Source organism: Haloarcula marina, from assembly GCF_024218775.1.
Classification (GTDB): domain Archaea; phylum Halobacteriota; class Halobacteria; order Halobacteriales; family Haloarculaceae; genus Haloarcula; species Haloarcula marina.
The window spans coordinates 2,525,608-2,551,396 of sequence record NZ_CP100404.1; the positions used below are offsets into that span (position 1 = coordinate 2,525,608).

At 65.7% G+C, this 25,789-nt stretch carries 27 protein-coding genes; 18 read left to right on the forward strand and 9 right to left on the reverse strand.

All coding sequences use genetic code 11. The annotated features are described in order from the left end of the window. Window positions 1-2: 2 nt before the first annotated feature. The 13 genes from rplX to secY are packed head-to-tail and all read left to right on the forward strand — an operon-like array spanning window position 3 to window position 7,629. Window positions 3-365: a 50S ribosomal protein L24 gene (rplX, locus tag NJQ44_RS13275; protein WP_254271829.1), complete on the forward strand. Its 363-nt coding sequence runs from the start codon at window positions 3-5 to the stop codon at window positions 363-365. Beyond that, entirely contained in the window at window positions 362-1,063 is a 702-nt protein-coding gene (locus tag NJQ44_RS13280) for a 30S ribosomal protein S4e (protein WP_254271830.1), read from the forward strand. Before rplX ends, NJQ44_RS13280 begins: the two co-directional genes overlap by 4 nt. Beyond that, a complete protein-coding gene (locus NJQ44_RS13285; RefSeq protein ID WP_254271831.1) occupies window positions 1,060-1,584 on the forward strand; it encodes a 50S ribosomal protein L5 in 525 nt (174 codons plus the stop codon). Before NJQ44_RS13280 ends, NJQ44_RS13285 begins: the two co-directional genes overlap by 4 nt. Next, window positions 1,581-1,760 carry a 30S ribosomal protein S14 gene (locus NJQ44_RS13290; protein ID WP_254271832.1) on the forward strand — a complete coding sequence of 60 codons (180 nt, stop codon included), beginning with the start codon at window positions 1,581-1,583 and terminating at the stop codon, window positions 1,758-1,760. The genes NJQ44_RS13285 and NJQ44_RS13290 overlap by 4 nt, the downstream gene beginning before the upstream one ends. A gap of 2 nt (window positions 1,761-1,762) precedes the next feature. Next, a complete protein-coding gene (locus tag NJQ44_RS13295; protein WP_254271833.1) occupies window positions 1,763-2,155 on the forward strand; it encodes a 30S ribosomal protein S8 in 393 nt (130 codons plus the stop codon). A 2-nt stretch (window positions 2,156-2,157) separates the two neighbouring features. After that, on the forward strand, window positions 2,158-2,694 hold the full coding sequence (locus tag NJQ44_RS13300) for a 50S ribosomal protein L6 (RefSeq protein WP_254271834.1): 537 nt from the start codon (window positions 2,158-2,160) through the stop codon (window positions 2,692-2,694). Further along, window positions 2,694-3,545: a 50S ribosomal protein L32e gene (locus NJQ44_RS13305; RefSeq protein WP_256557168.1), complete on the forward strand. Its 852-nt coding sequence runs from the start codon at window positions 2,694-2,696 to the stop codon at window positions 3,543-3,545. Before NJQ44_RS13300 ends, NJQ44_RS13305 begins: the two co-directional genes overlap by 1 nt. Next, window positions 3,545-3,994: a 50S ribosomal protein L19e gene (locus tag NJQ44_RS13310; RefSeq protein WP_254271835.1), complete on the forward strand. Its 450-nt coding sequence runs from the start codon at window positions 3,545-3,547 to the stop codon at window positions 3,992-3,994. The genes NJQ44_RS13305 and NJQ44_RS13310 overlap by 1 nt, the downstream gene beginning before the upstream one ends. Continuing rightward, window positions 3,994-4,557 (forward strand): 50S ribosomal protein L18, encoded by a 564-nt coding sequence (locus NJQ44_RS13315; protein ID WP_254271836.1) that lies wholly within the window; start codon window positions 3,994-3,996, stop codon window positions 4,555-4,557. Before NJQ44_RS13310 ends, NJQ44_RS13315 begins: the two co-directional genes overlap by 1 nt. Next, complete coding sequence (locus NJQ44_RS13320) at window positions 4,554-5,192, forward strand: 30S ribosomal protein S5 (protein ID WP_254271837.1); 639 nt, start codon at window positions 4,554-4,556, stop codon at window positions 5,190-5,192. Before NJQ44_RS13315 ends, NJQ44_RS13320 begins: the two co-directional genes overlap by 4 nt. Further along, a complete protein-coding gene (rpmD, locus tag NJQ44_RS13325; RefSeq protein WP_254271838.1) occupies window positions 5,192-5,656 on the forward strand; it encodes a 50S ribosomal protein L30 in 465 nt (154 codons plus the stop codon). Before NJQ44_RS13320 ends, rpmD begins: the two co-directional genes overlap by 1 nt. Next, window positions 5,656-6,156 carry an uL15m family ribosomal protein gene (locus NJQ44_RS13330; protein WP_254271839.1) on the forward strand — a complete coding sequence of 167 codons (501 nt, stop codon included), beginning with the start codon at window positions 5,656-5,658 and terminating at the stop codon, window positions 6,154-6,156. The genes rpmD and NJQ44_RS13330 overlap by 1 nt, the downstream gene beginning before the upstream one ends. Window positions 6,157-6,162: 6 nt before the next feature. After that, entirely contained in the window at window positions 6,163-7,629 is a 1,467-nt protein-coding gene (secY, locus tag NJQ44_RS13335) for a preprotein translocase subunit SecY (RefSeq protein ID WP_254271840.1), read from the forward strand. 39 nt (window positions 7,630-7,668) lie between these two features. Here secY and NJQ44_RS13340 read toward each other — a convergent pair whose 3' ends face one another. From NJQ44_RS13340 to NJQ44_RS13355, 4 genes are all read right to left on the reverse strand, one after another. Continuing rightward, complete coding sequence (locus tag NJQ44_RS13340; RefSeq protein ID WP_254271841.1) at window positions 7,669-8,127, reverse strand: P-loop nucleotide/nucleoside kinase family protein; 459 nt, start codon at window positions 8,125-8,127, stop codon at window positions 7,669-7,671. Between the two features lie 141 nt (window positions 8,128-8,268). Continuing rightward, complete coding sequence (locus NJQ44_RS13345) at window positions 8,269-9,336, reverse strand: DUF4350 domain-containing protein (protein WP_254271842.1); 1,068 nt, start codon at window positions 9,334-9,336, stop codon at window positions 8,269-8,271. Further along, window positions 9,329-10,282, reverse strand: coding sequence for a S49 family peptidase (locus tag NJQ44_RS13350; RefSeq protein WP_254271843.1), 954 nt, complete (start codon window positions 10,280-10,282; stop codon window positions 9,329-9,331). Before NJQ44_RS13350 ends, NJQ44_RS13345 begins: the two co-directional genes overlap by 8 nt. 46 nt (window positions 10,283-10,328) lie before the next feature. Further along, window positions 10,329-12,740, reverse strand: coding sequence for a PKD domain-containing protein (locus NJQ44_RS13355; protein WP_254271844.1), 2,412 nt, complete (start codon window positions 12,738-12,740; stop codon window positions 10,329-10,331). A 273-nt stretch (window positions 12,741-13,013) separates the two neighbouring features. On the opposite strand from NJQ44_RS13355, the gene NJQ44_RS13360 reads away from it, so the two are divergent. Next, a complete protein-coding gene (locus NJQ44_RS13360; RefSeq protein WP_254271845.1) occupies window positions 13,014-14,396 on the forward strand; it encodes a polysaccharide deacetylase family protein in 1,383 nt (460 codons plus the stop codon). On the opposite strand, the gene NJQ44_RS13365 is transcribed toward NJQ44_RS13360, so the two are convergent. Together NJQ44_RS13365 and NJQ44_RS13370 are read right to left on the reverse strand one after the other, a co-directional pair. Continuing rightward, window positions 14,393-16,636 (reverse strand): amino acid permease, encoded by a 2,244-nt coding sequence (locus tag NJQ44_RS13365; protein ID WP_254271846.1) that lies wholly within the window; start codon window positions 16,634-16,636, stop codon window positions 14,393-14,395. The two genes, NJQ44_RS13360 and NJQ44_RS13365, sit on opposite strands and share 4 nt — an antisense overlap. Next, window positions 16,629-17,108, reverse strand: coding sequence for a universal stress protein (locus NJQ44_RS13370; protein WP_254271847.1), 480 nt, complete (start codon window positions 17,106-17,108; stop codon window positions 16,629-16,631). Before NJQ44_RS13370 ends, NJQ44_RS13365 begins: the two co-directional genes overlap by 8 nt. Before the next feature lie 188 nt (window positions 17,109-17,296). Between NJQ44_RS13370 and trkA the strand changes: the two genes are divergently transcribed. From trkA to NJQ44_RS13385, 3 genes are read left to right on the forward strand one after another with little or no spacing between them, the layout of a single operon-like run. After that, window positions 17,297-18,628: a Trk system potassium transporter TrkA gene (gene trkA, locus NJQ44_RS13375; protein WP_254271848.1), complete on the forward strand. Its 1,332-nt coding sequence runs from the start codon at window positions 17,297-17,299 to the stop codon at window positions 18,626-18,628. Between the two features lie 2 nt (window positions 18,629-18,630). Further along, window positions 18,631-20,199 carry a TrkH family potassium uptake protein gene (locus tag NJQ44_RS13380; RefSeq protein WP_254271849.1) on the forward strand — a complete coding sequence of 523 codons (1,569 nt, stop codon included), beginning with the start codon at window positions 18,631-18,633 and terminating at the stop codon, window positions 20,197-20,199. Between the two features lie 43 nt (window positions 20,200-20,242). Continuing rightward, window positions 20,243-20,593 carry a DUF7344 domain-containing protein gene (locus NJQ44_RS13385; RefSeq protein ID WP_254271850.1) on the forward strand — a complete coding sequence of 117 codons (351 nt, stop codon included), beginning with the start codon at window positions 20,243-20,245 and terminating at the stop codon, window positions 20,591-20,593. Window positions 20,594-20,598: 5 nt separating this feature from the next. On the opposite strand, the gene NJQ44_RS13390 is transcribed toward NJQ44_RS13385, so the two are convergent. Continuing rightward, window positions 20,599-22,134, reverse strand: a complete 1,536-nt coding sequence (locus NJQ44_RS13390) for a TrkH family potassium uptake protein (RefSeq protein ID WP_254271851.1) — start codon at window positions 22,132-22,134, stop codon at window positions 20,599-20,601. 159 nt (window positions 22,135-22,293) lie between these two features. After that, window positions 22,294-22,962: a helix-turn-helix domain-containing protein gene (locus NJQ44_RS13395; protein WP_254271852.1), complete on the reverse strand. Its 669-nt coding sequence runs from the start codon at window positions 22,960-22,962 to the stop codon at window positions 22,294-22,296. Between the two features lie 911 nt (window positions 22,963-23,873). On the opposite strand from NJQ44_RS13395, the gene phoU reads away from it, so the two are divergent. After that, the gene (gene phoU / locus NJQ44_RS13400; protein WP_254271853.1) at window positions 23,874-24,554 is read left to right on the forward strand and encodes a phosphate signaling complex protein PhoU; all 681 of its coding nucleotides are present in this window, start codon (window positions 23,874-23,876) and stop codon (window positions 24,552-24,554) included. On the opposite strand, the gene NJQ44_RS13405 is transcribed toward phoU, so the two are convergent. Next, complete coding sequence (locus tag NJQ44_RS13405; protein ID WP_431357793.1) at window positions 24,548-25,762, reverse strand: mechanosensitive ion channel family protein; 1,215 nt, start codon at window positions 25,760-25,762, stop codon at window positions 24,548-24,550. The two genes, phoU and NJQ44_RS13405, sit on opposite strands and share 7 nt — an antisense overlap. Window positions 25,763-25,789: the final 27 nt, after the last annotated feature.

Here is a 25,789-nt window from a genome sequence, read left to right on the forward strand (position 1 = left end):
CAATGAGTCAGCAACCAGACAAACAGCGAACGAGTCAACGACGCGCCCCGCTCCACGAGCGACACAAGCAGGTTCGGGCGACGCTGTCGGCCGACCTCCGCGAGGAGTACGGCCAGCGAAACGTCCGCGTCAACGCCGGCGACACCGTCGAGGTGCTCCGCGGCGACTTCGCGGGCGAGGAAGGCGAAGTGCTCGAAGTCGACCTCACGGACGCCGTCATCCACGTCGAGGACGTTACCCTCGAAAAGACCGACGGCGAAGAGGTCCCGCGACCGCTCGACACCTCGAACGTTCGGGTCACCGACCTGAACTTAGAGGACGAGAAGCGGGAATCGCGTCTCGAATCGGAGGATGATTCCGCATGAGTAACCACCAGAAGCGACTCTCGGTGCCCAACAGTTGGCCCGTAGAGCGCAAGACGGCAACGTTCACGGTCAAGGCCGGTGCCGGTCCGCACGGTGAGTCGGGGGTCCCCCTGCTCATCGTCCTGCGGGACGTGCTCGGCTACGCCGACAACCGCAAAGAAGCGCGCTACGCGCTCAACGAGGACAACGTCCTCATCAACGGCAAGGCCGTCTCCGACGAGGAGCGCCCTGTCGGGATGTTCGACATCCTCGCCTTCACCGAGCGCGAAGAGTACTACCGCGTGTTCCCCGGCGAGGGCGGTCGGCTTGCGCTGACCGCCATCGAGGCGGACGCTGCCGAGTCCAAACTCGGCAAAATCGTCAGCAAATCTCACGTGCCCGGTGGCGACGTGCAACTGGGCCTCCACGACGGGCAGACGCTCGTCGTCGAGGACGACCAGACCTACGACGCCGGTGACTCCATCGTCGTCGACAACGAGACCAACGAGGTCGTCGCTCACTTCGAGTACGGAGAGGGCGCACTCGTCACGGCCGTCGACGGCGCACACGCCGGCGAAATCGGCGAAGTCGACGAGATTCAGGTCACGCCCGGGTCCGCACAGAACAACGTCCTCGTCTCGCAGGACGACGGCGGCTTCGAAACGGTCGAAGAGTACGTCGTGGTCATCGACGAGAACTTCACGGGTGACGACGAATGAGCTCGGAGACCGCGGATTTCCACGAGATGCGCGAACCGAGCGTCGAGAAGGTCGTCGTCCACATGGGCATCGGTCACGGTGGCCGCGACCTCGCCAACGCCGAGGACATCCTCGGCGAGATTACGGGCCAGACGCCCGTCCGAACGAAGGCCAAGCGGACCGTCGGCGAGTTCGACATCCGCGAGGGCGACCCCATCGGCGCGAAGGTCACGCTGCGTGACGAACTCGCCGCCGAGTTCCTCGAGACGGCGCTGCCGCTCGCGGAACTCAAGGGGTCGCAGTTCGACGACACCGGCAACTTCAGCTTCGGCGTCGAGGAACACACGGAGTTCCCGAGCCAGGAGTACGACCCGTCCATCGGAATCTACGGGCTGGACGTGACGGTCAACCTCGTCCGCCCCGGCTACCGCGTCGCCAAGCGCGACAAGGCGTCGCGCTCGATTCCGTCGAACCACCGACTCAATCCCGCGGACGCTATCGCGTTCGTCGAGTCGACATTCGATGTTGAGGTGAGCGAATGAGCGAAAGTGAAACCACAGAAGAGCCCGACGTCGCCGAGTCCGAGCGGACCGGCCAGCTCGAGTCCTGCCAGCGCTGCGGGCGCGAACAGGGACTCGTCGGCAAGTACGACATCTGGCTATGTCGCCAGTGCTTCCGCGAGATTTCTCGGGGAATGGGCTTCAAGAAGTACAGCTAACCATGACAGGTAACGACCCATTCGCCAACGCGCTGTCGGCCATCAACAACGCCGAGAGCGTCGGGCATCTGGACCAGACGGTATCGCCCGCCTCGAACGAAATCGGCGCTGTCCTCGAGGTCTTCTACGACCGCGGGTACGTCGACGGATTCACCTTCGTCGACGACGGCAAAGCCGGTGAGTTCGAGGTCGAACTGAAAGGAGCCATCAACGAGTGTGGCCCGGTCAAGCCCCGCTACTCTGCGGGCGCAGACGAGTTCGAGAAGTGGGAGAAGCGGTTCCTCCCCGCCCGTGACTACGGGACCCTCGTCGTTTCGACCAGCCACGGAATCATGAGCCACTACGAGGCCCGTGAGGAAGGCGTTGGTGGACAGGTCATCGCGTACGTGTACTAACAATGCCACGAGTAGAACTGGAAATTCCGGAAGACGTGACCGCCGAACAGGACCATCTCGACATCACCGTCGAGGGTCCCAACGGCAGTGTCACACGACGGCTCTGGTACCCCGACATCGACGTCTCCGTCGAGGACGGCGTCGTCGTCATCGAGTCCGAGGAATCGGACGCGAAGACGAACTCGACAATCGGGACCTTCCAGAGCCACATCGAGAACATGTTCCACGGCGTGACCGAGGGCTGGGAGTACGAGATGGAAGTCTTCTACTCTCACTTCCCGATGCAGGTCAACGTCGAGGGTGACGAAGTCGTCATCGAGAACTTCCTCGGCGAGAAGGCCGCCCGTCGAACGACGGTCCACGGCGACACCGAGGTCCAGATCGACGGCGAGGAACTCACCCTGACGGGCTCGAACATCGAGGCCGTCGGCCAGACCGCCGCGGACATCGAACAGCTCACGCGCATCAACGACAAGGACGTGCGCGTGTTCCAAGACGGGGTGTACATCACCCAGAAACCGAGCCGAGGTGACGCCTGATGGCAGACAACCCCGACAACAAGAGCAGTGACGCCGACGCCAACGAAGAGGCGCTGACGCAGGGCGACGGGCCCGAAGCAGACATCGAGTCCGAACAGCCCCTCGACGGCGAACCCGCCGAGGACGTCGACGAAGTGGCCGAGGAGGCCGAAGCCGACGACGACGAGATGGAACTGACCGACATCAGCGGTGTCGGCGACTCCAAGGCCGACGCGCTGCGCGAGGCCGGATTCGAGACCGTCGACGACGTTCGCGCCGCTGACCAGTCCGCACTCGCGGAGGTCAACGGCATCGGGAACGCGCTCGCGGCCCGAATCAAAGCCGACGTCGGTGGGCTCGAAGTCGACACCGAGACCGAAGCCGAAGTCGAAGAGGAAGGCGCCGAGGAGGCGGCCGACGAGGACGTGGAGACGGAACTCCAGCCCCGCGGCCACGCCGACAAGACGCCGGACCTCGACGACGAGGCGGCCCGACTGCTGGCACAGCGACACCGCGTCGGCACGCCGCAGTTCAACCGACAGGACCACCACAAGAAAAAGCGCGTCTCGACCTCGTGGCGCCGCCCCCGCGGCCAGCTATCGAAGCAGCGCCGGGGAATCAAGGGCAAAGGCGACACCGTCGAGGCGGGCTTCCGCTCGCCGAAGGCGGTTCGCGGCAAGCACCCCTCGGGCTTCGACGAAGTCCGCGTCCACAACGTGGACGATCTCGAAGGCGTCGACGGCGACGTCGAGGCGGTCCGAATCGCCTCGAAGGTCGGCGCTCGAAAGCGCGAGCGCATCGAAGAGGAAGCCGAGGACGCGGGCATCCGCGTGCTCAACCCCACCTACGTTGAAGTCGAGGTGAACGAGTAATGACGGACCTCTCCGCACAGAAGCGACTCGCAGCAGACGTCCTCGACGTCGGGAAGAACCGCGTCTGGTTCAACCCCGACCGACAAGGCGACATCGCGGACGCGATTACCCGCGAAGACGTTCGCGAACTGGTCGACGAGGGCGCAATTCAGTCGAAGGACAAGAAAGGCAACTCCCGCGGCCGCGCCCGGGAGCGACAGAAGAAGCGCGCCTACGGCCACCAGAAGGGAGCCGGTTCCCGGAAGGGCAAGGCTGGCGCACGCCAAGACCCGAAGAAGGATTGGCAGTCGCGCATCCGCGCACAGCGAAAGAAGTTGCGCGAACTCCGCGACGACGGCACGCTGACGAAATCGCAGTACCGCGACCTGTACGACAAGGCTGGCGGTGGCGAGTTCGACAGCGTCGCCGACCTCGAACGATACATCGACGCAAACCACGGTGACGAATAATGGCGACAGGACCACGATACAAGGTGCCGATGCGGCGACGCCGCGAGGCCCGTACCGACTACCATCAGCGGTTGCGCCTGCTGAAATCCGGCAAGCCCCGCCTCGTTGCTCGAAAGAGCAACAAGCACGTCAGGGCGCAGCTGGTGACGCTGGGCGGCGAGGGCGACCGAACGCTCGCGTCCGCTCACTCGAGCGACCTCGAAGAGTACGGCTGGGAAGCGCCGACGGGCAACATGCCCGCGGCGTATCTGACCGGCCTGCTCGCCGGGCTTCGCGCACAGGAAGCGGGCGTCGAGGAAGCGGTGCTCGACATCGGCCTCAACTCCCCGACCCCCGGAAGCAAAGTGTTCGCAATACAAGAAGGCGCAATCGACGCCGGGCTCGAAATCCCCCACAACGACGACGTACTCGCCGACTGGCAGCGCACCCGCGGTGCCCACATCGCCGAGTACGCCGAGCAGCTGGACGACCCGCTGTACAGCGGGGACTTCGACGCCGAAGACCTCCCGGAACACTTCGACGAAGTACGGGAGACCCTACTGGAAGGTGACATCGAACTATGAGTGCTGACAACGGCTGGGAACCCCGAACACGCCTCGGCAAGAAGGTTGTCGAGGGCGAAATCGACTCCATGCAGGAGGCGCTGAACTCGGGGCTTCCCCTGAAAGAATCGGAAGTCGTCAACCAGCTCGTTCCCGACCTGGAAGACGAAGTGCTGGACATCAACATGGTCCAGCGGATGACCGACTCCGGACGACGAGTGAAGTTCCGCTGCGTCGTCGCTGTCGGTAACCGCGACGGCCTCGTCGGCTACGCCGAGGGGCGTGACGACCAGGTCGGCGGTGCGATCCAGAAGGCCATCGAGGTGGCCAAACTGAACCTCATCGACGTCTCCCGCGGCTGCGGGTCCTGGGAGTGTGGCTGTGGCCGTCCCCACACGGTCGCGCTGCGCACCAAGGGCAAGGCCGGGAGCGTCGAAGTCGAGCTTCAGCCCGCACCGCGCGGGCTGGGCCTCGCGGGCGGAGAGACCGTCCGCAAGGTGCTCGAACTCGCCGGTATCGAGGACATCTGGACACGCTCGTCGGGCAACACCCGAACCACCGTCAACTTCGCGAAGGCGACGTTCAACGCGCTCAAGGGCACGGCCGAAGCCCGCGTCCCCGAGCGCACCTTCGAGAAACGTGAGGTGATCGAGTGATGCAAGCGCTCGTTCAGATTCGCGGCGACGTCAACATGGATACGGACATCCACGACACGCTGAAGATGCTGAACATCCACCACGTCAACCACGCGACGCTCGTCCCGGAGACGGACACGTACCGTGGCATGGTGACGAAGGTCAACGACTTCGTCGCCTACGGCGAGCCGAGCCAGGAGACGGTGGAACTGCTCATCGAGCGACGCGGCGAGCCCGCGGAGGGCGACGCCGACATCGACGACGAGTGGGTCGCCGAGCACACCGACTACGACGACGTCGGCAGTCTCGCCGCCGCACTCGTCGACGAGGAGACGACCCTCAACGAGCAGGGGCTCTCCCCGACGCTCCGTCTGCACCCGCCGCGCGGCGGCCACGACGGCATCAAACACCCCACCAAGGAAGGCGGTGAACTCGGAAAGCACGACTCCGAGGACATCGACGAACTCCTGGAGGCGATGCGATAATGACGAGTAAGAAACGACGACAGCGCGGGTCCCGCACGCACGGCGGCGGCTCGCACAAGAACCGACGCGGCGCCGGTCACCGCGGTGGTCGCGGGGCCGCCGGTCGCGACAAGCACGAGTTCCACAACTACGAGCCGCTCGGCAAGAGCGGGTTCAAGCGTCCGGAGAAGGTCCAAGAAGAGGTCGCGACGGTCGACGTCCGCGAACTCGACGAGGACGCCGCACTGCTAGTCGCCGACGGCCTCGCCGAGGAAGACGGCGACGGCTACCACATCGACGTCCGCGAGGCCCTCGACGACGCCGAGGACGCCGACGTGGTGAAGGTGCTCGGTGCCGGACAGGTCCGCAACGAACTCACCGTCGTCGCCGACGACTTCTCGGACGGTGCGGTCGAGAAAATCGAGGCGGCCGGTGGCGAGACGGAACTGACCGAACTCGGCGAGGAGCGGCAGGAAGCCGCCGAAGAAGCCGCCGAGGACGACGCGGACGACGAGGAGTAACGACCGATGAGCTGGAAGGACACCGCCGAACCGCTGCTCGTCCGGATGCCCGCAGTCCGCCGACCGGAGGGCCACGTCCCCTTCAAGCGCAAGCTGGCGTGGACGGGCGGCGTGCTGGTGCTGTACTTCTTCCTGACGAACGTCAAGCTGTTCGGTCTCGACATCGACGCGAGTCAGAACGTCTTCGGCCGGTTCGGGTCGATTCTCGCCTCCGGTCAGGGGAGCATCATGCAGTTGGGTATCGGACCCATCGTCACCGCGTCCATCGTGTTGCAGTTGCTCGGTGGGGCCAATCTCCTCGGCTTGAACACGCAGGACGACCCGCGCGACCAGATTCTCTATCAGGGGCTCCAGAAGCTGCTGGTGCTGGTGATGATCTGTCTGACCGGGCTGCCGATGGTCTTCGCTGGCGGATTCCTGCCGGCGGATACGGCCGTCGCGCAGTCGCTGGGTATCGGCGAGATCGGTGTCCAGTGGCTCATCTTCGCCCAGATATTCGTCGGCGGTGTCCTCATCCTGTTCATGGACGAGGTCATCTCGAAGTGGGGCGTCGGCTCCGGTATCGGCCTGTTCATCGTCGCCGGTGTGAGCCAGCGACTGCTGGGTGGCCTGCTCTCGACGCCCTTCATCGGGAGTCAGAGCGGTATCCTCTACACGTGGTTCCAGTTCATCACCGGCGCGCAGTCGACCGGTCCGGTGCTGGCACCCGCTGGCCTCCAGACCATCATCATGGGACAGGGCCAACTACTGGCGCTGCTGACCACGGTGCTCATCTTCTCGGTGGTCGTCTACGCCGAGTCCGTGCGCGTCGAGATTCCGCTCTCGAACGCCCGCGTGAAGGGCGCGCGTGGCCGCTTCCCCGTGAAGCTCATCTACGCCAGCGTCCTGCCGATGATTCTCGTCCGGGCGCTGCAGGCCAACATCCAGTTCCTCGGCCGCATCCTCCAGTCACAGCTGGGCACACTCCCGGCGTTCTTGGGGACCTACGACAGTGGTCAACCGACCGGCGGGCTGTTCTACTACCTCGCGCCCATCCAGTCGCCCGGTGACTGGATGTGGTGGCTGGAGACGACGGCCCAACCGGCGTGGCAAATCCTCATCCGCGTCGGCGTCGACCTGACGTTCATGCTGGTCGGTGGCGCCGTCTTCGCCATCTTCTGGGTCGAGACGACCGACATGGGACCGGAAGCGACCGCGAAGCAGATTCACAACTCGGGGATGCAGATTCCCGGCTTCCGGCAGAACGTCGGCGTCATCGAGAAGGTGCTCGAACGATACATCCCGCAGGTGACCGTCATCGGCGGGGCGCTCGTCGGCCTGCTGGCCGTCATGGCCAACATGCTCGGCACCATCGGCGGCGTCTCCGGGACGGGGCTGTTGCTGACTGTCTCCATCACGTACAAACTGTACGAGGAGATAGCCGAAGAACAGCTCATGGAGATGCACCCGATGATGCGCCAGATGTTCGGGTAACCCCGAACGCCAGTCTTTTCTTCTCGTTTCAGCGACGCCTCAGAGCCACGCGTCCAGCTGTTTCTCCGTCGCCGCGAGGGAGTCGGAGTTGTCGACGACGAGGTCGGCGTCTTCGGGCGGTTCGAACTCCTCGCGGAGGATGTCGTACACCTCGGTGTCGGCTTCGCTCGGGTCGTCGCGGCGTTCGTCGATGCGGGTTCGCGCGACCGCCTCGTCGCAGGTGACCCAGACGAGCACGTCGGCCGTCGCGTGGGCGGCCCCGAGGTCGGCGGCCCGAGAGCGGTGGGCCGCCGTCTTGAACGTCCCGTCGAGGACGATGGTGTGGCCGTCGGCGAGGCGAGCGCGGGCGCGTTCGAGCGCCGCGCCGTAGACCAGCCACGCCTCCGCGTCGGCGTAGGTCCGTTCGTCGAGAACGTCCCGCCTGACACCGTCGGTACGGACGGAGTCGGCGTCGAGGCGGGCGGCGAGTTCCACCGCGACGGTCGTACTTCCCGACACCGGGGAGACCGCAGACGGTCACCAGTCGGGGTTCCGATGCGTCACGAAAAGCGGTTGTATCGGACACGGTCTACTCAGTCACCTCGAAGGAGCTCCGGGGCCGTACTTAGTCGGTTCCATCAGCAGGTTGACGAGCGGTGGTCACCCGCTGGGCATCGGGGAGGGAGTCGGCGTCGTCTCGTTGCCCGGCGTCGGTTCCGGCGTCGGCGTGCCGGTCGCGTCGTCGGCCTCGTTATCGGCCGACGAGGGTTCGGCTGGCGGTCCCGGCACCCGTTCCGGCGCGGTTCCCGTGGCGAGGAACGAGAGCAGGCGGCCGACGAACACCTCGTTGTCCGCGTCGTAGAGTTCGCCGCGGTCGACGAACGAGGTGTCCGCGACGAAGACGAAGTTCTCGGTTCGCGCGACGGTCGGATACTGTGCCGTCCGCCGTGACCCGAGCGTCTGTGTCCCCTCGGCGGCGGCGTAGATCACTTCGGCGTCGCTGTCGGGGCGGACGACGGCGTAGCCAGCGGTGTCGAACGTCACCGTCTCGACGCCATCGGTCAGCGGCCCGTCACCCCGCGGGGCGGCGTAGATGCTCTTGAAGTTGTTGTCGTTGGCCGAATCGTCGATGTTGAACAGCGATTCCGCGCCCATCCGGACGCCGTATTCGCCGGTCAAGTTGTTCGCGTCGAAAGAGACCACCGTCGTCGACCCGCCGAGGAGACCGATGGAGACGCGAGTCTGTGTCGGTTCGGCGAGGACGACGACGTGGCCGCCCGCGTCGGTGTAGTTCCGGAGGACCGACCGTTCGTCGGGGGAGAAACCGTCGGTCGGCTGGATGACGAGCAAGCCGTTGGTCCCGGCGAGCGTCTCGTTGTACGCCTGCGTGCTGGAGATGTCCTCCCCGAAACTCAGCGTGTGTCCGGCGCGAAACAGCGCCTCTTCCAGCGGTTCGAGTTCCGAGCGGGTGAGCCGGTTCGCGTGCTCGGTGTCGACGAGGACGCGGCCGCCGCTCCCGTCGACCGGAATCTCGCCGGTTTCGGGGTCGACGGCGATGTCGAGGGCGTCGGGCTGGAACTGCGACGGCGACTGCCCCTCGACGCTCGCGCCGTCGGGCGTTCCGGGGGTGCCACCGACGACGAGTCCGGCGAGTGCAATGACGACGGCGAGGCCGACGGCGACGAGGATGTAGACGCTCAGCAGTTTGATGCCCCACGCGTCACCCATCGACGTACACCTCCCCGTCCGAGGCGTTTCCGCGCGGGACGCCCCAGACGGCGTAGTACCGCACTGGACGCTGGAACTCGCTCTCCGAATCGGATTCGTCGGCGACGTAGACGGCGGTGCCGTTACCCCGCTGGACCGACTCGCCCAACACGACGACGTTGACCGGTCGCTGTGTCTCGGTGTAGTACACGTCGTACTGGTCCCCTTCGATGGTGGACGACAGCGCGGCCGCCCGTTCGATAGCGGTCCCCAGGTCACCGATGCGGTCGGCGAACCCGTTCTGGACGGCCTGCGGGCCGAGGTAGGTGCGGCCGCTCGCGACTTCACTCCGAGTGAGCGTGAGGTTGTCGCCGCGATGGCGCACGACCGTCCCGACGAACGCCCGCTGGAGGGTCTCGATGTCGGTTCTGAGGTCGTCGAGGTTTATCTGTGCCTTGTCGGGACCGGACCTGACGAACTGCTCCTGTTGCTCGGCCTGCTGTTCGATGGCGCTCTGGGGGAGTTGCACGATGACGCCGATGCTCCCGACGGTGGAACTGGGTTTGACGACGATTTCGTCGGCCGGTGCGATGCCGAAGTAGCCGCCCGAGGCGGCAGTTCCCTCGACGTAGGCGACGACCGGCATCTCCCGCGCCGTTCGGTTGACCGCGAGGTAGAACTCCTCGCTGGCGTCGACCGGGCCGCCGGGACTGTCGACCCGGAGGACGACGGCCCCCACCGAGTCGTTCGCTCGTAGCTCGCGGAGTTGTCGCGCGACGGCGTTGACCGTCGCGTCGTCCGTCCCACCACGGAGCGTCACGACGGCGACGCTCTCTCGCTCACCGCCCGCGTCCGCTGTCAGGTTCCAGACCGCCGGACCGACCGTGGCCGCTGTCACGACGGCGGCCGTGACCACGACCACGTACGCCGCCGTGGTCGCGGTCGGCAAGTTCACACTCGATGACATGTCTGTGGACTCGATGCCACCGGACGAATAGCTTTGGGTGAGGGTATCAGCGACGCCGCCGCGCCAGCAGGGCGGTGAGGACGGCGACGATGGTGACGACGACGCCGAATCCGGGACCGTCACCGGCGGTGGTTCGCTCGGTCCGGTCGGGACCGTCGCCGGTGACGCTGTCGGCCGTCGCCGTGGCGGGCGTGCCGGTATCACCCTCCGTTGCCGCACCTCCGTCTTCCGCGAGATTGTCCCCGGCAACGACGGTGACGGTGGTGTTCGCGTCACCCGCGCTGACCGTGTAGGTGCCGGGCGACTCGAAGCGGTGGACGACCGTCTCTGTCGCGGTGCCACCGGCCTCGACCGCGGGTGCTCGCTCGACTGGGTCACCCGCGCCGACGAGGGTGACCGCCTCACTGCCAGCGCGTCGGCCCTCGTTCGCCACGGTCATCGTCAGGGCTACCGGGTCACCGACGGCGACGCGAGAGGCGTTCGCTCGCACATCCGTGACGGCAATCGCTGGGACCGGCACGCCGAACGTCACCTGTGACGGCGTGGTGGCGTTGACCTGATAGCGGTAGTAGCCGCCGCTCTCGTTGACCAGCGTCGTCGTCATCGGCGTCACGCTCCCGTTTCGCGTTCGGTATGCGGTGACTGTCGGCGCCGTCTCGGCGTCGACGGCCGACGTCGGGACGCCGACGGTGAGCGTGACGGGACCGGCGGTTCGGGCGTCCGTCGTCACGGTTCCCAGCGGTCGGATGCCCGGGTCAGTGAACGGGGCGGCGTCGGGACCACCCACAGTGAGGATGGCGGGCGCACGGGCGGGTGCGAATCGGAGTCGGTCGTAGGTGAGCGTCTGGGCGCTAACGTTGGGGCTGACGCTGAGCGCGTCGTCGGTCGGCGCGCGCAGGACGTTGACGATAGCGGTCTGTGCGTCCGGTCTGTCGACCGAAACGCGCGGTCCCGTCGGTTCGGAGCGGGCAGGCGGCGAGGAACCGCCGCCGCCACCGCTACGCCGCTCGCTGGCGTCGTCGGAGCCACCGCTTCCCCCGTCGTCGGGACTGGCGTTCCCGCCCGAGTCAGAGCCGTCGTCCCCGCCGTCGCTCTCGCCCGAGTTCGAGTCGTCGTCGCTCCCAGTGCCGTCCTCGTCACCGGAATCATCGCTCTGACCAGTTCCGAGGAGCGTGACGGCGGTGCGGTCGGTGTCGGTCCCGCCCGCGCCGTCGGTGACCGTGAGCGCGAACGTGACCGTCGTCTGCTCGGCAGCGGACTGGGTATCGAACGTCGGCGTCGGGTCCGACGGGTCCGTCAGCGTGACGTTCGGTCCGCCGGTCTGCGTCCACTCGTACGTCAGCGCGTCACCGTCGGGGTCCGAAGAACCGGTCCCGTCCAGTTGGATCGTTGCGCCCGCGTCGGTCGTCAGGTTCGCCCCCGCGTCGGCCGTCGGCGAGCGGTTCACCCGCCGGACAGTGACTCCGACTCGGTCGGTGGCAGTCCGTTCAGTACTGTCCTCGACGGTGAGCGTGAACGTAACTGTCTGTTCCTCCGCCATTTCGGGTGCCTCGAACGTTGGCGTCGGGTCTGACGGGTCCATCAGCGTGACGTTCGGTCCGCCGATCTGCGTCCACTCGTACGTCAGCGCGTCGCCGTCGGGGTCCGAAGAGTCGGTCCCGTTCAGTTGGACCGTCGCGCCCGCGTCGGTCGTCAGGTTCGCCCCCGCGTCGGCCGTCGGCGAGCGGTACACGCGCCGGACGGTGACTCCGACTCGGTCGGTGGCAGTCTGGTTCTCAGCGTCGGTTACGCGCAGTTCGAACGCCAGCGTTCGGTTCTCGCCCAGCGTCGGTGACTCGAAGCGGGCCACTGGCGTCTCGGCGTCCGACAGCGAGACGGACGGCCCGGCCACCTGCACCCACCGATAACTGACGTCGTCGGTCGCGACTGTCGACTCGTTCCCGTCGAGTTCGACCGTCACACCGCCGTCGACGGTGCGGTTATCACCCGCGACGGCGGTCGGTGGCGGCGTCTGGACCGGGGCGCCGACCTCGACGGTATCGGTCGTCGTCTCGGTGGCGCGTTCGCCCGTCTCCTCGTAGATTGCGGAGGCCGTCGTCCGAATCTCGTACTCGCCCTCCGAGGCGTTGCGTGGGACCCGCACCGTGAGCGAAACGGTGTGGTCGTCGTCGTCCGTCCAGAGCCACTCGTACCCCGACCCGCTTCGCCGGGCGTCGTCGTCGTCCTCGACGGTGGCCGACCAGTTGTCCGGCAGCGTCAGGTTGAGACCCGGTGCGTCGGCGTCGTCGACCTCGACAGCGAGTTCGAGCGAGAGGCGTTCGCCCGGCGAGAGTTCGGAGTCCTCGACAGACTGCGAGACGTCCACCGTGTCGTCCGGCGCGGCGGTAGCGGCTATCGGAACCGCGACGGCGAGTAGACACAGGGCGACGGCGACGGCAGCGTGACGTGCTTCGCGCATCAGTGGTGGACCGTCGTGCGCGTGGAGTGCCGACCCAAACGGGCGGAAGACAGTGCGTGAGGGGGGAGGACCATGCTACCGGGAAGCGGGGACTCTGTAGTGATTGTTATGCCCGGGTTGCACCGGTAAGCGCTGATTTCAGCGACCCGTAGCAACTCCCATCTCCCCACTTGCGTCGAAAACCTCGCCATAACAATGCCACGTTCTCCGCTAGGGGACACTCGCATGACGGACCCTCCGAAGATTTCACGGCGGGCGGTGCTGAAAAGCGGGATGGCGGGTCTCGCAGTCACCCTCGGCGGCACTCGTCTCGGCCGTGCACGCGCCGCATCCCGCCATCCGCTCTTCGAAACCGAATTCGACAGCAGCGAGCGGTACGCCGACCCCGACGAAGTCATCGACGACTTCGAAGACTTGGACGACTGGGAGGTCGACGGAGGGTCTCTCGACGCGGATACCGATGTGGTCTATCAGGGGTCGCAGTCGGCCTGCCTCACGAGCACACCCGACGACGGCGACATCATCGAGATAACGCGGGAGTTCGACGGCCTCGACCTCTCCGAGAAGGACCTCTCGGTAGCGATTCGCCTCGGGTCGCCCGAGGTCGAACAGCTAGTCGTCACCGTCGAGGACGAAGACGGCGACTCCGTCACGATGAACCGACGAACCATCACCCCGACCTACGGGTGGTTCCGAATAGACCTCGGCGTCACCAGCGAGTCCGGCGACCCTGACCTCTCGGAAGTCGAGGAGATACGCATGGGGTTCAACCGGGACAGCGACGCCCCGCTGGTCGCGTGGTTCGACGAGCTCGGGACGACCGAACGGGTCGACGGCGGCCGGGTCGTCCTCACGTTCGACGACGGCGGCATCTCGCAGTACACGCGCGGGCTTCCGGTGGTGGAAGACTACGGGTTCCCGGCACTGACCTGCGTCAACCCCGGTCGGGCCGACGACAGCGACTACCTCGGCGAGGACGAGATGCGCGAAATGCGCGACGCCGGGTGGGAAATCGGGAGCCACACCGTCGACCACGAACGCCTCACCGACCTCTCGGACAGCGAGGTCCGACAGCAGGTCGCCGACGCCAAAGAGTGGCTTCTCGAACGGGGCTTCGAGCGCGGGGCATCGATGTTCACCTACCCGTGGAGTTCTACCTCGCCGAGGGTCCGCGACATCATCAGTGACTACCACTACCTCGCGTTCGTCGACGGGAGCATGCCCCACGGCGGGCGGTTGACGGGACCGTTGACCGTCGGCCGCGTGTTCGGCGAGAACTTAGACCGCGTGGACGCGACGCTCGAACTCGCCGAGAAGTACGACCAGACCGTCGTCCTCGCCTATCACGACATCGGCAAGGACACCGGATGGATATCCGAACCCGACTTCCGCGCGACGATGGACGACATCGAACGGCGCGGTCTGGAGGTCATCCGGCCGTCGTCGATACTGACAGAACTCATGGACCCCGTCGTCGACGGCGTGAAACCGCTCTCAATCCGCGACGCAATCGCGACGGACGGCGAAATCGACCTCTCGGCCGCACAGCGCGCGGTGTACCTGAACAAACGCGACGAGTACGTCCCGAGGACGAACGGGAAGCGGATGGACGACGACACCCTCGAATCTCTCCTTCGCGAGTGGGAAGGGCGCTAGAGCAACCGTTCGAGTAGACTCCGCTTGCGGTGTTTCTCGGCCAGCAACACCGAGCAGTCCACGTCGTCGGTCACGTCTAACACCATCGACCCGGAGACGAGACGGCGGAGCAGTCCCTCCTCGGTCGCGCCGATAATCAGCATGGTAGCGTCCTCGGCCGCGGCCTCGATAGTCGTCTCCACGTCACCGGACTCGACGCGTATCTCGGCGTCGTCGAGTCCGTGGTCGGCCGCCCACGTCTCGATGAACTCGGTCGCTTCGTCGAGGCCGTCGTTCGCGACGTGCAGCAGTGTCACCTCCGAACCGTACTCCTCACGGAGCATCTGTGCGACCGACGCCGAGAGGTCCGAGTCCGGGCCACCGGCGGTCGGAAGGAGGATACGCGACGGGTCGAATCCGCGGTCACGCATCACGAGGAAGTCACACGGGACGGCCTCGGTGAGTTCGTCCATCGCGGATTCGGCGCGCCCTGGCGACCCGTGGGCGTTCGGTCCCCATCCCATCACGACGAGGTCCGCGGTGTGCGTGCGCGCGGCGTCGAAGATGGCCTCGAAGGATTTGTGCGAGATGATTGTGTGGGTCTCGACGTCGACGCCGAACGTCTCGGCGTCCTCCCGGGCGCGTTCGAGGAGGCGCGCCGACGTGGCGTCTATCTCGTCCGCGCGTTCGGCCGCCCCCGCGAGCGCCGTCTGGTCCGGCACGGTGACGACGTGGGTGGCGACGACGGTGCCGCCGCGCTGTTTGGCGACGGCGCTGGCGAGCGTGATGAGGTCTTTCTCGTGTTCTGGGTTCGCCAGCGGGACCATCACGCGGTAGCGCCCGCCGTCGGGTTGGACGCCAGCGGCGGCGCTGACGGCGGCGTCGGGGAGTTCCTCCGAACGGGAGAGGATGTGCTCGGAGAGGATGCCCTGCTTTTCGGTTCGGGTTCGGGCGTAGAGGCCGTACCAGACGATTGCCGCGGCGGCGATACCGAACGAGAGGAGCAGGGCGTTCCGTTCGACGAAGCCGAGCAGTGCAAAGGAGAGAACGGCCCCCAGAATCGGTAAGAGCGGGAACAGCGGAACGGTGAAGTCCGGCGCGTACTCCTCCGGCGCGACGTAGCGCATCACGATGAGCGCGGCGTTCAGCAGGCCGTAGATGATGAGGTGCAGGCCCGACGCCGCGCCCGACAGCAGCGTCAGGTCGCCGATGACGATGAACAGGAGGATGAGGCCGCCGGTGATGGCGATGGCGCGGTAGGGCGTGCCGAATCGGGGGTGAATCTCGTTGAGCGCTGGCGTGACGATGCGGTCGCGGCCCATCGCGAAGTTGATGCGCGAGGAGGCGAGGATGGAGGCGTTCGCGCTGGAAGCGGTGGCGAGAAGGCCACCGAACAGCAACGCGCCGCCCATCACGGCCCCTTGTAAGTACTGGCCGACTTCGACGACGGCGATGGGGTTGTTCGTCCCGGCGGCGGTCAGCACCTCTTCGATGAACCCTTGCGGGACGGCGGCGCTCATGATGACCAGCACCAGCGCGTAGATGACCGTCACGATGACGACGCTCCCGATGACCGCCCGCGGGAGGTTCTTTCCGGGGTCCTTAATCTCCTCGGCGACGCTCGTGATCTGGACGAAGCCCAGATACGAGACGAAGATGAGGCCGGTCGTCTCCAAGGTCGTGACGACGCTGCTCGCTTCGGGGAGGTTCGCCGGGTCGGCCCGGAGCGTCCCGAGTAAGGTGAACACGGCGAGAATCGCCACGAGGAGGACGACGATAGCGTTCTGGAGGCGGCCCGTCTCCTTCGCCCCGACGTAGTTGATGAGGACGAACAGGCCCGCGCCGACGAGGGCGACGAGTTTGACGACCTCCATCGATAGCGGACCGACGCCGATGCTCCCGGAGAGGCCGAAGATGCGGGCGATGTAGCGCCCGAAGCCGACCATGTAGAACGCGCTGGCGAAGGCCAGTCCCAGCCAGTTCGCCCACCCGGCGATAGACCCGAAAAGCGGGCCGAGCGCGTGGTTGACGTAGTAGTACGCCCCGCCGGAACGGGGCATGGCGGTCCCGAGTTCGCTGGCCGACAGCGCCGTGAACATGGCGATGACGCCCCCGAGGACGAACGCGACGGAGGCCATCGACCCCGCCTTGATGATGGCGTCGCCCGGCAGGACGAAGATGCCCGCGCCTATCATTGTCCCGACCCCGATGGTCAGGGCGGCGAGCGGTCCGAGGTCCTTCGCGAGTTCTTCGTCACTCATCGGCGTCCTCGTCGTCGTCGGGAGTGTTCACGCCCGTCGCTGTCTCCGCGTCAGCGTCCGCGTCCCCCTCGTCGTCCGGCAGGACGACCACCGGACGCTCGTTCTCGGTCACCATCCGCAGGGCGACGTCACCGGTGATGAGTCGGAGGAGTCGGTTTCCGCCCCGAGGGGTGAGGACCACGGCCGTGGCGTCGATGTCCTCGGCCGCGTCGAATATCGTCTCGACCACGTCGGTCCCGTAATAGATGTCCGTCGCCACGTCGCCGAGGACGGCTTCCGCGGCCTCGAACATCTCCTCGGCCTCCAACTCGCGCTGTTCGACGCCCGCCTTATCGGGGGCGCCACCGGCCTTCTCGACGACGTGGACGAAGACGGCCTCGCCGAAGTCGTGTCGGGCGAGCGCCCGTGCCGACGTTCGAGCGTCGTCTTCGCTGGCGACCGGGACCAACACGCGGTCCAGCAGGTCAGCCATGGCTCTGCCCCCCGGCTACGGGACCGTGCTGTCGGCGCGCCGTCTCCGTCACCGTGGCTGCCCAAATCATACCCTACACAGAGGCGCGCGGCCCTTAACCCTCACGTCTTCCCCCAATCCACGAGATGGAAATACACTTCATGCCGCCGAGTAAAGTGGGTCGATATGTACGACGCGGAGGGTCGCTGATGTACGTCGTAATCGTCGGTGCTGGCGAAGTCGGTTCCGCTATCGCCGACAGCCTCGCCGACACCCACGACGTGGCCGTCATCGACATCGACGGTGACCGCGTAGAGGAACTGGTGTACGACGTGGACGTGCTCGGTGTCGAGGGCGACGGCGCGGACCTCTCGACGCTCGAAGACGCCGAAATCGAGAGAGCGGACATCCTCATCGCCAGCACGGACGACGACGAGACGAACATCGTCACCTGCGGGACGGCGATGACGGTAACGGACACGTTCACCATCTCGCGGGTCAAGAGCGCGAAGTTCCTCCGGACGTGGGAACGGTCCGAACGGGCCTTCGGCGTCGACCACATGGTCGCGACGAACCTGCTGACCGCAGAGACCATCACGCGGGTCGTCGGCCTGCCTGCCGCACAGGACGTGGAGACGTTCGCCGACGGGGCCGTCCAGATGGCCGAGTTCGAAATCGACGAGTCGAGTCCGGTCGCCAACCAGACGGTCCGGGAGGCCGACCGCTACGAGTCGCTGACGTTCGCCGCCGTCCTGCGCGACGACGACGTTATCATCCCGCGCGGGGAGACGGTCCTCGAACCCGGCGACGACGTCATCGTCATCGGGAGTCCCGAGAGCGTCCACACCTTCGCCAACGAAATCGCTCCCGACGTGGACGGCGCGCGGAACGTCCTCGTCGTCGGCGGGAGCGACGTTGGCTACCACACCGCACGACTCCTCGAAGAACGCGGGTTGAAACCCCGACTGGTCGAGCAGGACCACGAGCGCGCCCGCGAACTCGCAGAGGAACTGCCCGGAACCACCGTGTTAGAGAGCGACGCCACCGACCGCGAATTCCTCGAACGGGAACACGTCGCCGACGTGGACATCGTCGTGGCGGCACTGGACAGCGACGAGAAGAACCTGCTCGCGAGTCTGCTGGCCAAGCGCCTCGGCGCGAACCGCGCCGTCGCAGTCGTCGATTCGGGCGCGTACGTCCCGCTGTTCGAGGCCGTCGGCGTCGACGTGGCCGTCAACCCCCGCGAGGCGACCGCGGAAGAGATTACGCGCTTCACCCGCGAGCATCAGGCCGAGAACGTCGCCATCATCGAGTCCGACCGGGCAGAGGTCCTGGAAATCGAAGTCGACGACGAGAGCGTCCTCGTCGACCGCCCCATCCGCGAATCCGTTGGTGACCTCCCCGACGGCGTCGTCATCGGTGCCATCACCCGGAACGGCAACCTCGTCATCCCACGGGGTGACACGGTGCTCGAACGCGGCGACCACGTGGTCGTGTTCGTCGACGCCGAGGTACTGGAAGCCGCGAGTACCGCACTCTGAGTATGCTCGGAGCGTCGGTGCGCGCGGACGTCCGCGTCGACTGGCGAGCGGCGGTGTCGCTGGTCGGCAGCGTCGTGAAGTACCTCTCTGTCGCCATGCTGGCACCGATGCTCGTCGCGCTGTACTACGGCGAGGACGTGGGCGTCTTCGGCGTCTCAATCGTCCTGACCGTCTTCTTCGGCATCGCGCTCGAACGTCTCGACGACGACCCGGACCTCGGCGCGCGCGAGGCGTTCCTGATGGTGTCGCTGACGTGGCTGGTCGTCGCCGTCGTCGGCGCGGTTCCGTACGTGCTGGCGGGCATGGGAACCGCCTCGACGCTCGCCGACCCCGTCAACGCGCTGTTCGAGTCCATGTCGGGATTCACGACGACTGGCGCGACCGTGATGGGCCAAATCGGGTTCGAGCGACACTCGCACGCACTGCTGCTGTGGCGACAGTTGACCCAGTGGCTCGGTGGCATGGGCATCGTCGTCCTCGCCGTCGCCATCCTCCCCGAACTCTCCGTCGGCGGCGCGCAGTTGATGGACGCCGAAGCGCCGGGACCGGGCATCGAGAAACTGACGCCGCGCATCGCCGAGACGGCCCGCATCCTCTGGCAGGCGTACCTCGGCCTCACCGTCCTCCAATTCCTCCTCTTATATGGGCTTCACCTCGCCGGGTTCGCGCCGAACATGGGCCTGTACAACGCCGTCGCCCACCCGCTGACGACGATGCCGACCGGTGGCTTCTCGCCCGCCGCGCGCTCCATCGAGGCGTTCTCGGCGGCGGTGCAGTGGGTCATCATCCCGTTCATGGTCGTCGCCGGGACCAACTTCGCACTCGTGTGGAAGGCCACGCAGGGGCGGCCGCGGGTTTTCGCCGAAGACGGCGAATTCCGCTTCTACGCGGGCGTGATGGGCGTCCTGACGGCCGTCGTCGCCGGGCTCCTGTTCGCGGGTCTCGGTCCGGGCCTCTCGGCGATTCCGACCGAAGTGCGTCCGATTCCCGGAAGTACGGAGCGAGCAATCCGGCACGCCGCCTTCCAGGTCACGTCCATCGTGACGACGACCGGATACGCGTCGATGGACTTCAACACGTGGAGCGAACCCGCGAAGTACCTCCTGCTGTTCGGGATGTTCGTCGGCGGGTCGGCGGGGTCGACTGGCGGCGCGATAAAGGTCGTCCGCTGGCTGGTCGTTCTCAAGTCGCTGAAGCGGGAACTGTTCACCACGATTCACCCCGAGGCCGTCTCGCCGGTCAGACTCGGCGGGCGCCCCGTCGACGAACGTGCGATTCGTGGCATCTACGCTTTCACGCTGCTGTATCTGGTCATCTTCTTCGTCAGCGTCGCGGTCGTGTTCGTCGACGCCGTCCGCATCGACTACCAACTCAGCGTCCTCGAAGTGATGTCCGCCGTCGCCGCGACACTGGGCAACGTCGGCCCGGGATTCGGGGCGGTCGGCCCGATGAACGGCTACACCGACTTCGCGTGGACGAGCAAGGTGTACATGGTCCTGCTGATGTGGGCCGGGCGACTCGAGATACTGCCGGTGTTCGTCCTGCTGACCCGTTCCTACTGGCAATCTTGACACTACGAAAACATTTATTGGAGATGTAACTCAGTGTAGTGGTGTGGACGATACCTCCGACCTCTTCGAGCTACTCGCTTCTACGCGTCGTCGGCAGGCCCTCGTGTTATTGTGTGACTCGCCGGAGATAGCGGTTCCCGAGGGATTCCAGACGCGGACCGAGGCTATCGAGGAACCGGTCACGGCAGACTCAGGTCCGGTTCTCCCGAGCGACCGGTCGGACCCCGTCATCGAACTGTATCACAGCCACCTCCCGAAACTCGACGCCGCCGACCTGGTGGACTGGGACCGGCAGCGCGGCGTCGTCAGCCGCGGTCCGGCGTTCGGCGAGGTGCGACCCGTGGTAGAGCTGTTGGCCGAAAACGCCCACGAACTGCCGGACGGCTTTCTCTGAGCGGGTCAGCGGCTCCAGAACGAGCGCGTGAACACGACGAGGACCGTGATGATTTCGAGGCGTCCCGCCCACATCAGTAGAATCATCAGGGCCTTCGTGGTGTCTGGGAGCATCAGATACGACCCGAACGGGCCGAGACGGCCGAACGCCGGGCCGATGTTGCCGATGGCCGCGAGACTCGCCCCGACGGCTTCCAGCGGCGTGAGCGTGATGCCGACGCGACTCGCGTCGAGCGAGATGAACACCGTCGCGAGGGCGAACAGGACCAGATAGAGGAGCGTGAAGCCGACGACGCCCCGAATCGCCTCCTCGTCGACGACGATGTCGCCGAGGCGGACCGGTTGCACGGCGTCCGGGTGACTGGCGTGGAACAGTTCCCGCTGGAGCGCCTTCAGGACAATGAGCCAGCGCACCACCTTGATGCCGCCGCCGGTTGACCCTGCCGACCCGCCGACGAACATCACCAGTATAAGCAACAACTGGCTGTGCGGCGTCCACTGGGCGAAGTCGCTCGTGGCGTACCCCGTCGAGTTCATCAACGACGCGACCTGAAACGCGGCCTGCCGGAGTGCGTTCTCCACGACGCCCTCCGTCGTGCCGCCGATGGCGAGCGACGGCGCGGCCCCCGAGAAGAGGAGGCCGAAGAGCACCGCGGTGAAGACGGCCGTCGCACCTGCGTAGGCCCGGAACTCGGTGTCCTCCAGCGGCGCGCGCACGTCGCCGTCGAAGAGGTACCAGAACAGCGCGAAGTTGGTCCCGGCGACGACCATGAACGGGATGATGACCCACTGCACCGCCGCCGAGAAGGCGGCGATGCTCTCGCCTTTCGTCGAGAACCCGCCGGTCGGGAGCGTCGAGAACGCGTGCGCGACGGCGTTGTAGAGGTCCATGTTCGGTGCGTACCCCGTGAGATGCAACCCGTAGAGGATGCCCGCGAGCAAGACGGTGAAGGCGAAGTACGCCTGCCAGAGGATGCGCGCCGTCTCCGCGATTCGCGGCGTCAGTTTCTCCAGACTCGGGCCGGGCGCTTCCTCGCTGATGAGTTGCGCCCCGTTGACCGCCAGTTCCGGCAGGATAGCGACCATGAGGACGATGATACCCATGCCACCGAGCCACTGGGTCAACTGCCGCCACATCATGACGGCGTGGGAGTGGCGGTCGGTGCTTATCTCGCCCATCACAGTCGCGCCAGTCGTCGAGAAACCGCTCATCGACTCGAACAGCGCGTTGACGGGGTCGGCGAGCGTCGAGGCGGTTCCCATGCCAGCCAGCACGTACGGCACCGCGCCGACGACGGCGACGGCGAACCACGTGAGCGCGACGAACAGCAGCGCCTCTCGCTCGCGGAGGTCGGTTCCGGGGTCCAGTCGCTCGACGGCCACGCCGAGGAGGACGGTTCCGACGATGGAGACGCCGAAGACGCCCGCGTCCTCGCCGTAGTACAGCGCGACGACCAGCGGGACGAGCATCGCCACCGAGAGGTACTTCACGACGCTGCCGGTGAGGGCGACGCTCTTCCGCCACTGGACGATGGTGTTCATCGGGCCGTCGCCGCCTGTGCTGTCGAACTCGTCGGTCCGGTGCGACCCGCTCGTGCCGACGGCGGCCGTCCAACCGGGCCGCCAGCCTGCTCTCCGGTCATCCTACGTAGCGTGGTGACGCGGGCACGGTATTAAAACCGGGAGAGTCCACCCGCGACTTCAGTCCTCTCGCCTTCCGTTCTCTCCCATCAGGGACGAGACGACGAGTCGCTTGATTCCACGTCGAAGGAGGCCACTGGCGGCAGGTTGGGAGATATCCAGGTCGGCGGCGACCTCGCTGAGAGTCGCGTTCCGTGGCTCTTCGAAGTATCCGGTTTCGACCGCGACGAGGAGTGCTTCTCGTTGGCTATCGGTCAACCCAGCGTCCGTATCGGCAGGACTGGCGTATTCGTTCACGCGCAGTAATTCGATATCGATCTCGTTCTGCTGTGCGTAGTCCCAGAAGTCGGCAAGACCCGCTCGGTCGGGCATCCACACCGACAGGACCCACGCGTCCCCTTCGTTCTCCATGTCGAGTATGAGACCGTTCGCCGTCGAGATGACCGGCGAGAGAATCTTCGCTTTGTCCGTATACTCGAAGCTGTAGATGGCTTCGCCGTCTCTGGTTTCGAGCACCCGTTCGAAGTCGTCGATAGTGGTGTCGTTCCGTAATCCCTCCTCGAATCGGAGGAAGTCAGATGACTCTATGCGATAGAAGAACTTTCCAGATGTCGGGTCGGTACCTGCCTCCGACACCGACCTGACTTTCGAACTGCTGTCGTGAGAGACGGTCTCTGTGAGGACGATGTCGGGGTGGTTGACCCGGACGACGGCTTTAATATCGGTCATTGTTCGTCATCATGATAGCTGTTAGCAGTATCGAGCGTGAAACGAATGGTGTTCGAGATGCTCGGCGAAGACCGTATAGCCCTTCCGGGTACTGGGCCCACGCAGTGGCCGCGTGGTGAGGCATCGTACTCGGACGCCCACGGTTTCTGCATACGGCGAGGCTACCCAAGTACTTACGTCTCATATCCGAGGGTCAGACCGGATGAGAAGCGTAGAAATTACCACAGAAATCACTGCGTTACCGTATTCGCCGGTGGCTACTTCGGTTTTTCAATGCCGTGACTGAACAGCGTCGCCCAGATTCCCTCCAACTGACTGGTCAGGGACGACGGGTTGGCCCCTGCGGGGAGATAGAATTTTGAGCGCGTGGCACTAGCCTGACCGTCGGAGCGGTTTCGTTGTGGCATACACGTGAACGGACGACCCGTTACCGCATCGGTTTCTAGCTTAACCGTATAACCAGTTTATATACCTCCCGGAAGCACTCGGTCGGTGAAAACAACTGAGAGGCGAGTACAAAGGGCGGCTACTCCCCACGGGGTAGGGCCCGAGAGACGCTCGTGTGTTCCACCTCGCGACAGACGAGATAACACTCACTGACCCTTCACCTATTCTGTCGTCAGGTGGCCCATTCTCACTTGCCCCCAGAGCACCGCCCGACTGGTGCCGACACCCACATTCTCCAGTACACTTTTTAGCAGATTCTGAGCGGTGCGACGGGACCAGTCGCGTGAAATCACGCTTCCGACGCCGACTCGCACCGTTCTTGGCGCACCGCGAAACCACCGGAATCCGGTCGTTCGCGAGTCCGACCGCGACTGTTGGCCCCGTCTCTTCGGCGGTATTGACAGACAGCGGGAGATATTGAGAGAAGGGAAAGGCTGATACGCCCGGCCGGGGGAGTCCCGAACATGCCACGCGAATCGTATCAGGAGCTACTCGAATCGCTCCGCGAGGACGTGCTCTACATGTCTGAAGTCGTCCTCGACCGTCTGCGTCTCGGATTGAGCGCCCTCGAACAGAAGGACGAGGAAGCCGCCATGCAAGTCATCGAAGGCGACGACGAAATCAACCAGTTGTATCTCGATTTGGAACAGGACTGCATCGACTTGCTGGCGCTCCAGCAACCGGTGGCCTCCGACCTCCGCTTCATCGCCGCGTCGTTCAAAATCATCACCGACCTCGAACGCATCGGCGACCTCGCCACCAACCTCGGCGAGTACTCGCTGGAGGCCGAACGCGACGTGTTCCCGGAGGTCGACATTCAGGAGGTCGGGGAAGTCGTCGTCGGGATGGTCGAGAACGCGATGGAGGCCTACGACAGCGAGGACACCGACCTCTGTTACACCATCGCCGACACCGACGACGAGGTCGATAGCCGATGTGAGTCCGCGTCCGAAGCGGTCGTTCGAGACCTCATCGAGCGCCAGATAGACACCGAATCCAGCGAAGGCGAAATCGAGCAGTTGATGTCCGACGTCTCCAGACTGCTGTTGACCATCCGGGACATCGAACGGGTCGGCGACCACGCCGTCAACATCGCCGCCCGCACCCTCTACATGGTCGAGAACGACGACGACCTCATCTACTGACCGCGCCGTTCGAACTGCTCGGCCGTCGGTCGCTCTCTCGTCGCGTCCCCGTTTTCCGCGACCCGGAATCCACCGGACTCCTCCCGTCCGAGGAGTTCTCGCTGCGGGTAGGGAATCTTGATGCCCGCGTCGTCGAGGGCCGCTTTCGCCTCGCGGACGACGGCCGCTTTCGTCATCGCCCGCTTGGCCGCGCTCGGGTGGTCTATCCAGAACCGACACGCCAAGACCACCGCCGAGTCGCCCAGTGAGGTCGGGACGACCTGTGGCGTCGGGTTCGCCAGCACTTGCGGCACGTCCGCGAGTGCGTCGTCGATGGCCGCTTCGGCCCGTTCCACGTCCGCCTCGTAGTCGATACCCACCTCGACAGAAAGCCGGAGGTGGTCGAGACTCGTCCGGTTGGTGACCGTCGCGTTCGCCACGTTGTCGTTCGGGATGACGATTTCCTCGCCCGACGCGTTTCGCATTCGGGTGTTGATGATGGTGATGTCCGTGATGATGCCCTCGTCGTCGTTGATGACGACCCAGTCGCCGATTTCGAACGGCCGGGCGAACATCAGCACGAACCCGGCGATGAGCGACCCGATGGTCGACCGGGCGGCCGTCCCAACAACGATGCCGACGAAGCCCGCGCCGACCGCCAGACTGCCGAGTCCCACGCCCCACACCGAGAGCGTGACGATGCCAGCGCCGACCAGCACCACTACCTGAAGCACCCGGAAGACGATGCCCTGCTGGTGCTGGTTCAGCACGTCCGACTCGTCGGCGTACTGCTCGATAGAACTCTCCAGTAGGTCGATACCCGCGAGCGTCCCGCCGAAGAGGGCGACGGTGGTCAGCGCCTTCCCCAGCGTCGGAATCCACGTCGCCATCGTCGCCACCGCGATGAGGGCGAGGTCGACGAACCCCCACACCACCAATCCCGCCAAGCCAGCGGCGAGCAACACCGCTAACTGGAGCGTTCGGACGACCGCAGTCACGGGGAGTTGCCAGTCGATGTCCGGCGGGTCGAACGGGACCCTCTCGTGGCCGAAGACGAGATACGTCGTCGAGCGATGGACCGTCGACACCACCCGCGGCGTGAGGACGATGGCGGTCACCAGCGCCGCGACCGTCAGGATTACCGTCGCTGCGACACGCGCCTCCGTCGTTACCAACCCCTCCAGAAACGCCCGGAGGTCGGCGATGTAGTCTAGCACGACCGTCACCAGTGACCTTGGTGTGAAAAAAGCGACTGT

What these genes read in the sequence shown, in the direction of transcription:
- rplX (WP_254271829.1), top strand. Translation starts at nt 3, where the DNA reads ATGAGTCAGCAACCAGACAAACAGCGAACGAGTCAACGACGCGCCCCG.
- NJQ44_RS13280 (WP_254271830.1), top strand. Translation starts at nt 362, where the DNA reads ATGAGTAACCACCAGAAGCGACTCTCGGTGCCCAACAGTTGGCCCGTA.
- NJQ44_RS13285 (WP_254271831.1), top strand. Translation starts at nt 1,060, where the DNA reads ATGAGCTCGGAGACCGCGGATTTCCACGAGATGCGCGAACCGAGCGTC.
- NJQ44_RS13290 (WP_254271832.1), top strand. Translation starts at nt 1,581, where the DNA reads ATGAGCGAAAGTGAAACCACAGAAGAGCCCGACGTCGCCGAGTCCGAG.
- NJQ44_RS13295 (WP_254271833.1), top strand. Translation starts at nt 1,763, where the DNA reads ATGACAGGTAACGACCCATTCGCCAACGCGCTGTCGGCCATCAACAAC.
- NJQ44_RS13300 (WP_254271834.1), top strand. Translation starts at nt 2,158, where the DNA reads ATGCCACGAGTAGAACTGGAAATTCCGGAAGACGTGACCGCCGAACAG.
- NJQ44_RS13305 (WP_256557168.1), top strand. Translation starts at nt 2,694, where the DNA reads ATGGCAGACAACCCCGACAACAAGAGCAGTGACGCCGACGCCAACGAA.
- NJQ44_RS13310 (WP_254271835.1), top strand. Translation starts at nt 3,545, where the DNA reads ATGACGGACCTCTCCGCACAGAAGCGACTCGCAGCAGACGTCCTCGAC.
- NJQ44_RS13315 (WP_254271836.1), top strand. Translation starts at nt 3,994, where the DNA reads ATGGCGACAGGACCACGATACAAGGTGCCGATGCGGCGACGCCGCGAG.
- NJQ44_RS13320 (WP_254271837.1), top strand. Translation starts at nt 4,554, where the DNA reads ATGAGTGCTGACAACGGCTGGGAACCCCGAACACGCCTCGGCAAGAAG.
- rpmD (WP_254271838.1), top strand. Translation starts at nt 5,192, where the DNA reads ATGCAAGCGCTCGTTCAGATTCGCGGCGACGTCAACATGGATACGGAC.
- NJQ44_RS13330 (WP_254271839.1), top strand. Translation starts at nt 5,656, where the DNA reads ATGACGAGTAAGAAACGACGACAGCGCGGGTCCCGCACGCACGGCGGC.
- secY (WP_254271840.1), top strand. Translation starts at nt 6,163, where the DNA reads ATGAGCTGGAAGGACACCGCCGAACCGCTGCTCGTCCGGATGCCCGCA.
- NJQ44_RS13345 (WP_254271842.1), bottom strand. Translation starts at nt 9,336, where the DNA reads ATGGGTGACGCGTGGGGCATCAAACTGCTGAGCGTCTACATCCTCGTC.
- NJQ44_RS13350 (WP_254271843.1), bottom strand. Translation starts at nt 10,282, where the DNA reads ATGTCATCGAGTGTGAACTTGCCGACCGCGACCACGGCGGCGTACGTG.
- NJQ44_RS13355 (WP_254271844.1), bottom strand. Translation starts at nt 12,740, where the DNA reads ATGCGCGAAGCACGTCACGCTGCCGTCGCCGTCGCCCTGTGTCTACTC.
- NJQ44_RS13360 (WP_254271845.1), top strand. Translation starts at nt 13,014, where the DNA reads ATGGCGGGTCTCGCAGTCACCCTCGGCGGCACTCGTCTCGGCCGTGCA.
- NJQ44_RS13365 (WP_254271846.1), bottom strand. Translation starts at nt 16,636, where the DNA reads ATGAGTGACGAAGAACTCGCGAAGGACCTCGGACCGCTCGCCGCCCTG.
- NJQ44_RS13370 (WP_254271847.1), bottom strand. Translation starts at nt 17,108, where the DNA reads ATGGCTGACCTGCTGGACCGCGTGTTGGTCCCGGTCGCCAGCGAAGAC.
- trkA (WP_254271848.1), top strand. Translation starts at nt 17,297, where the DNA reads ATGTACGTCGTAATCGTCGGTGCTGGCGAAGTCGGTTCCGCTATCGCC.
- NJQ44_RS13380 (WP_254271849.1), top strand. Translation starts at nt 18,631, where the DNA reads ATGCTCGGAGCGTCGGTGCGCGCGGACGTCCGCGTCGACTGGCGAGCG.
- NJQ44_RS13390 (WP_254271851.1), bottom strand. Translation starts at nt 22,134, where the DNA reads ATGAACACCATCGTCCAGTGGCGGAAGAGCGTCGCCCTCACCGGCAGC.
- NJQ44_RS13395 (WP_254271852.1), bottom strand. Translation starts at nt 22,962, where the DNA reads ATGACCGATATTAAAGCCGTCGTCCGGGTCAACCACCCCGACATCGTC.
- phoU (WP_254271853.1), top strand. Translation starts at nt 23,874, where the DNA reads ATGCCACGCGAATCGTATCAGGAGCTACTCGAATCGCTCCGCGAGGAC.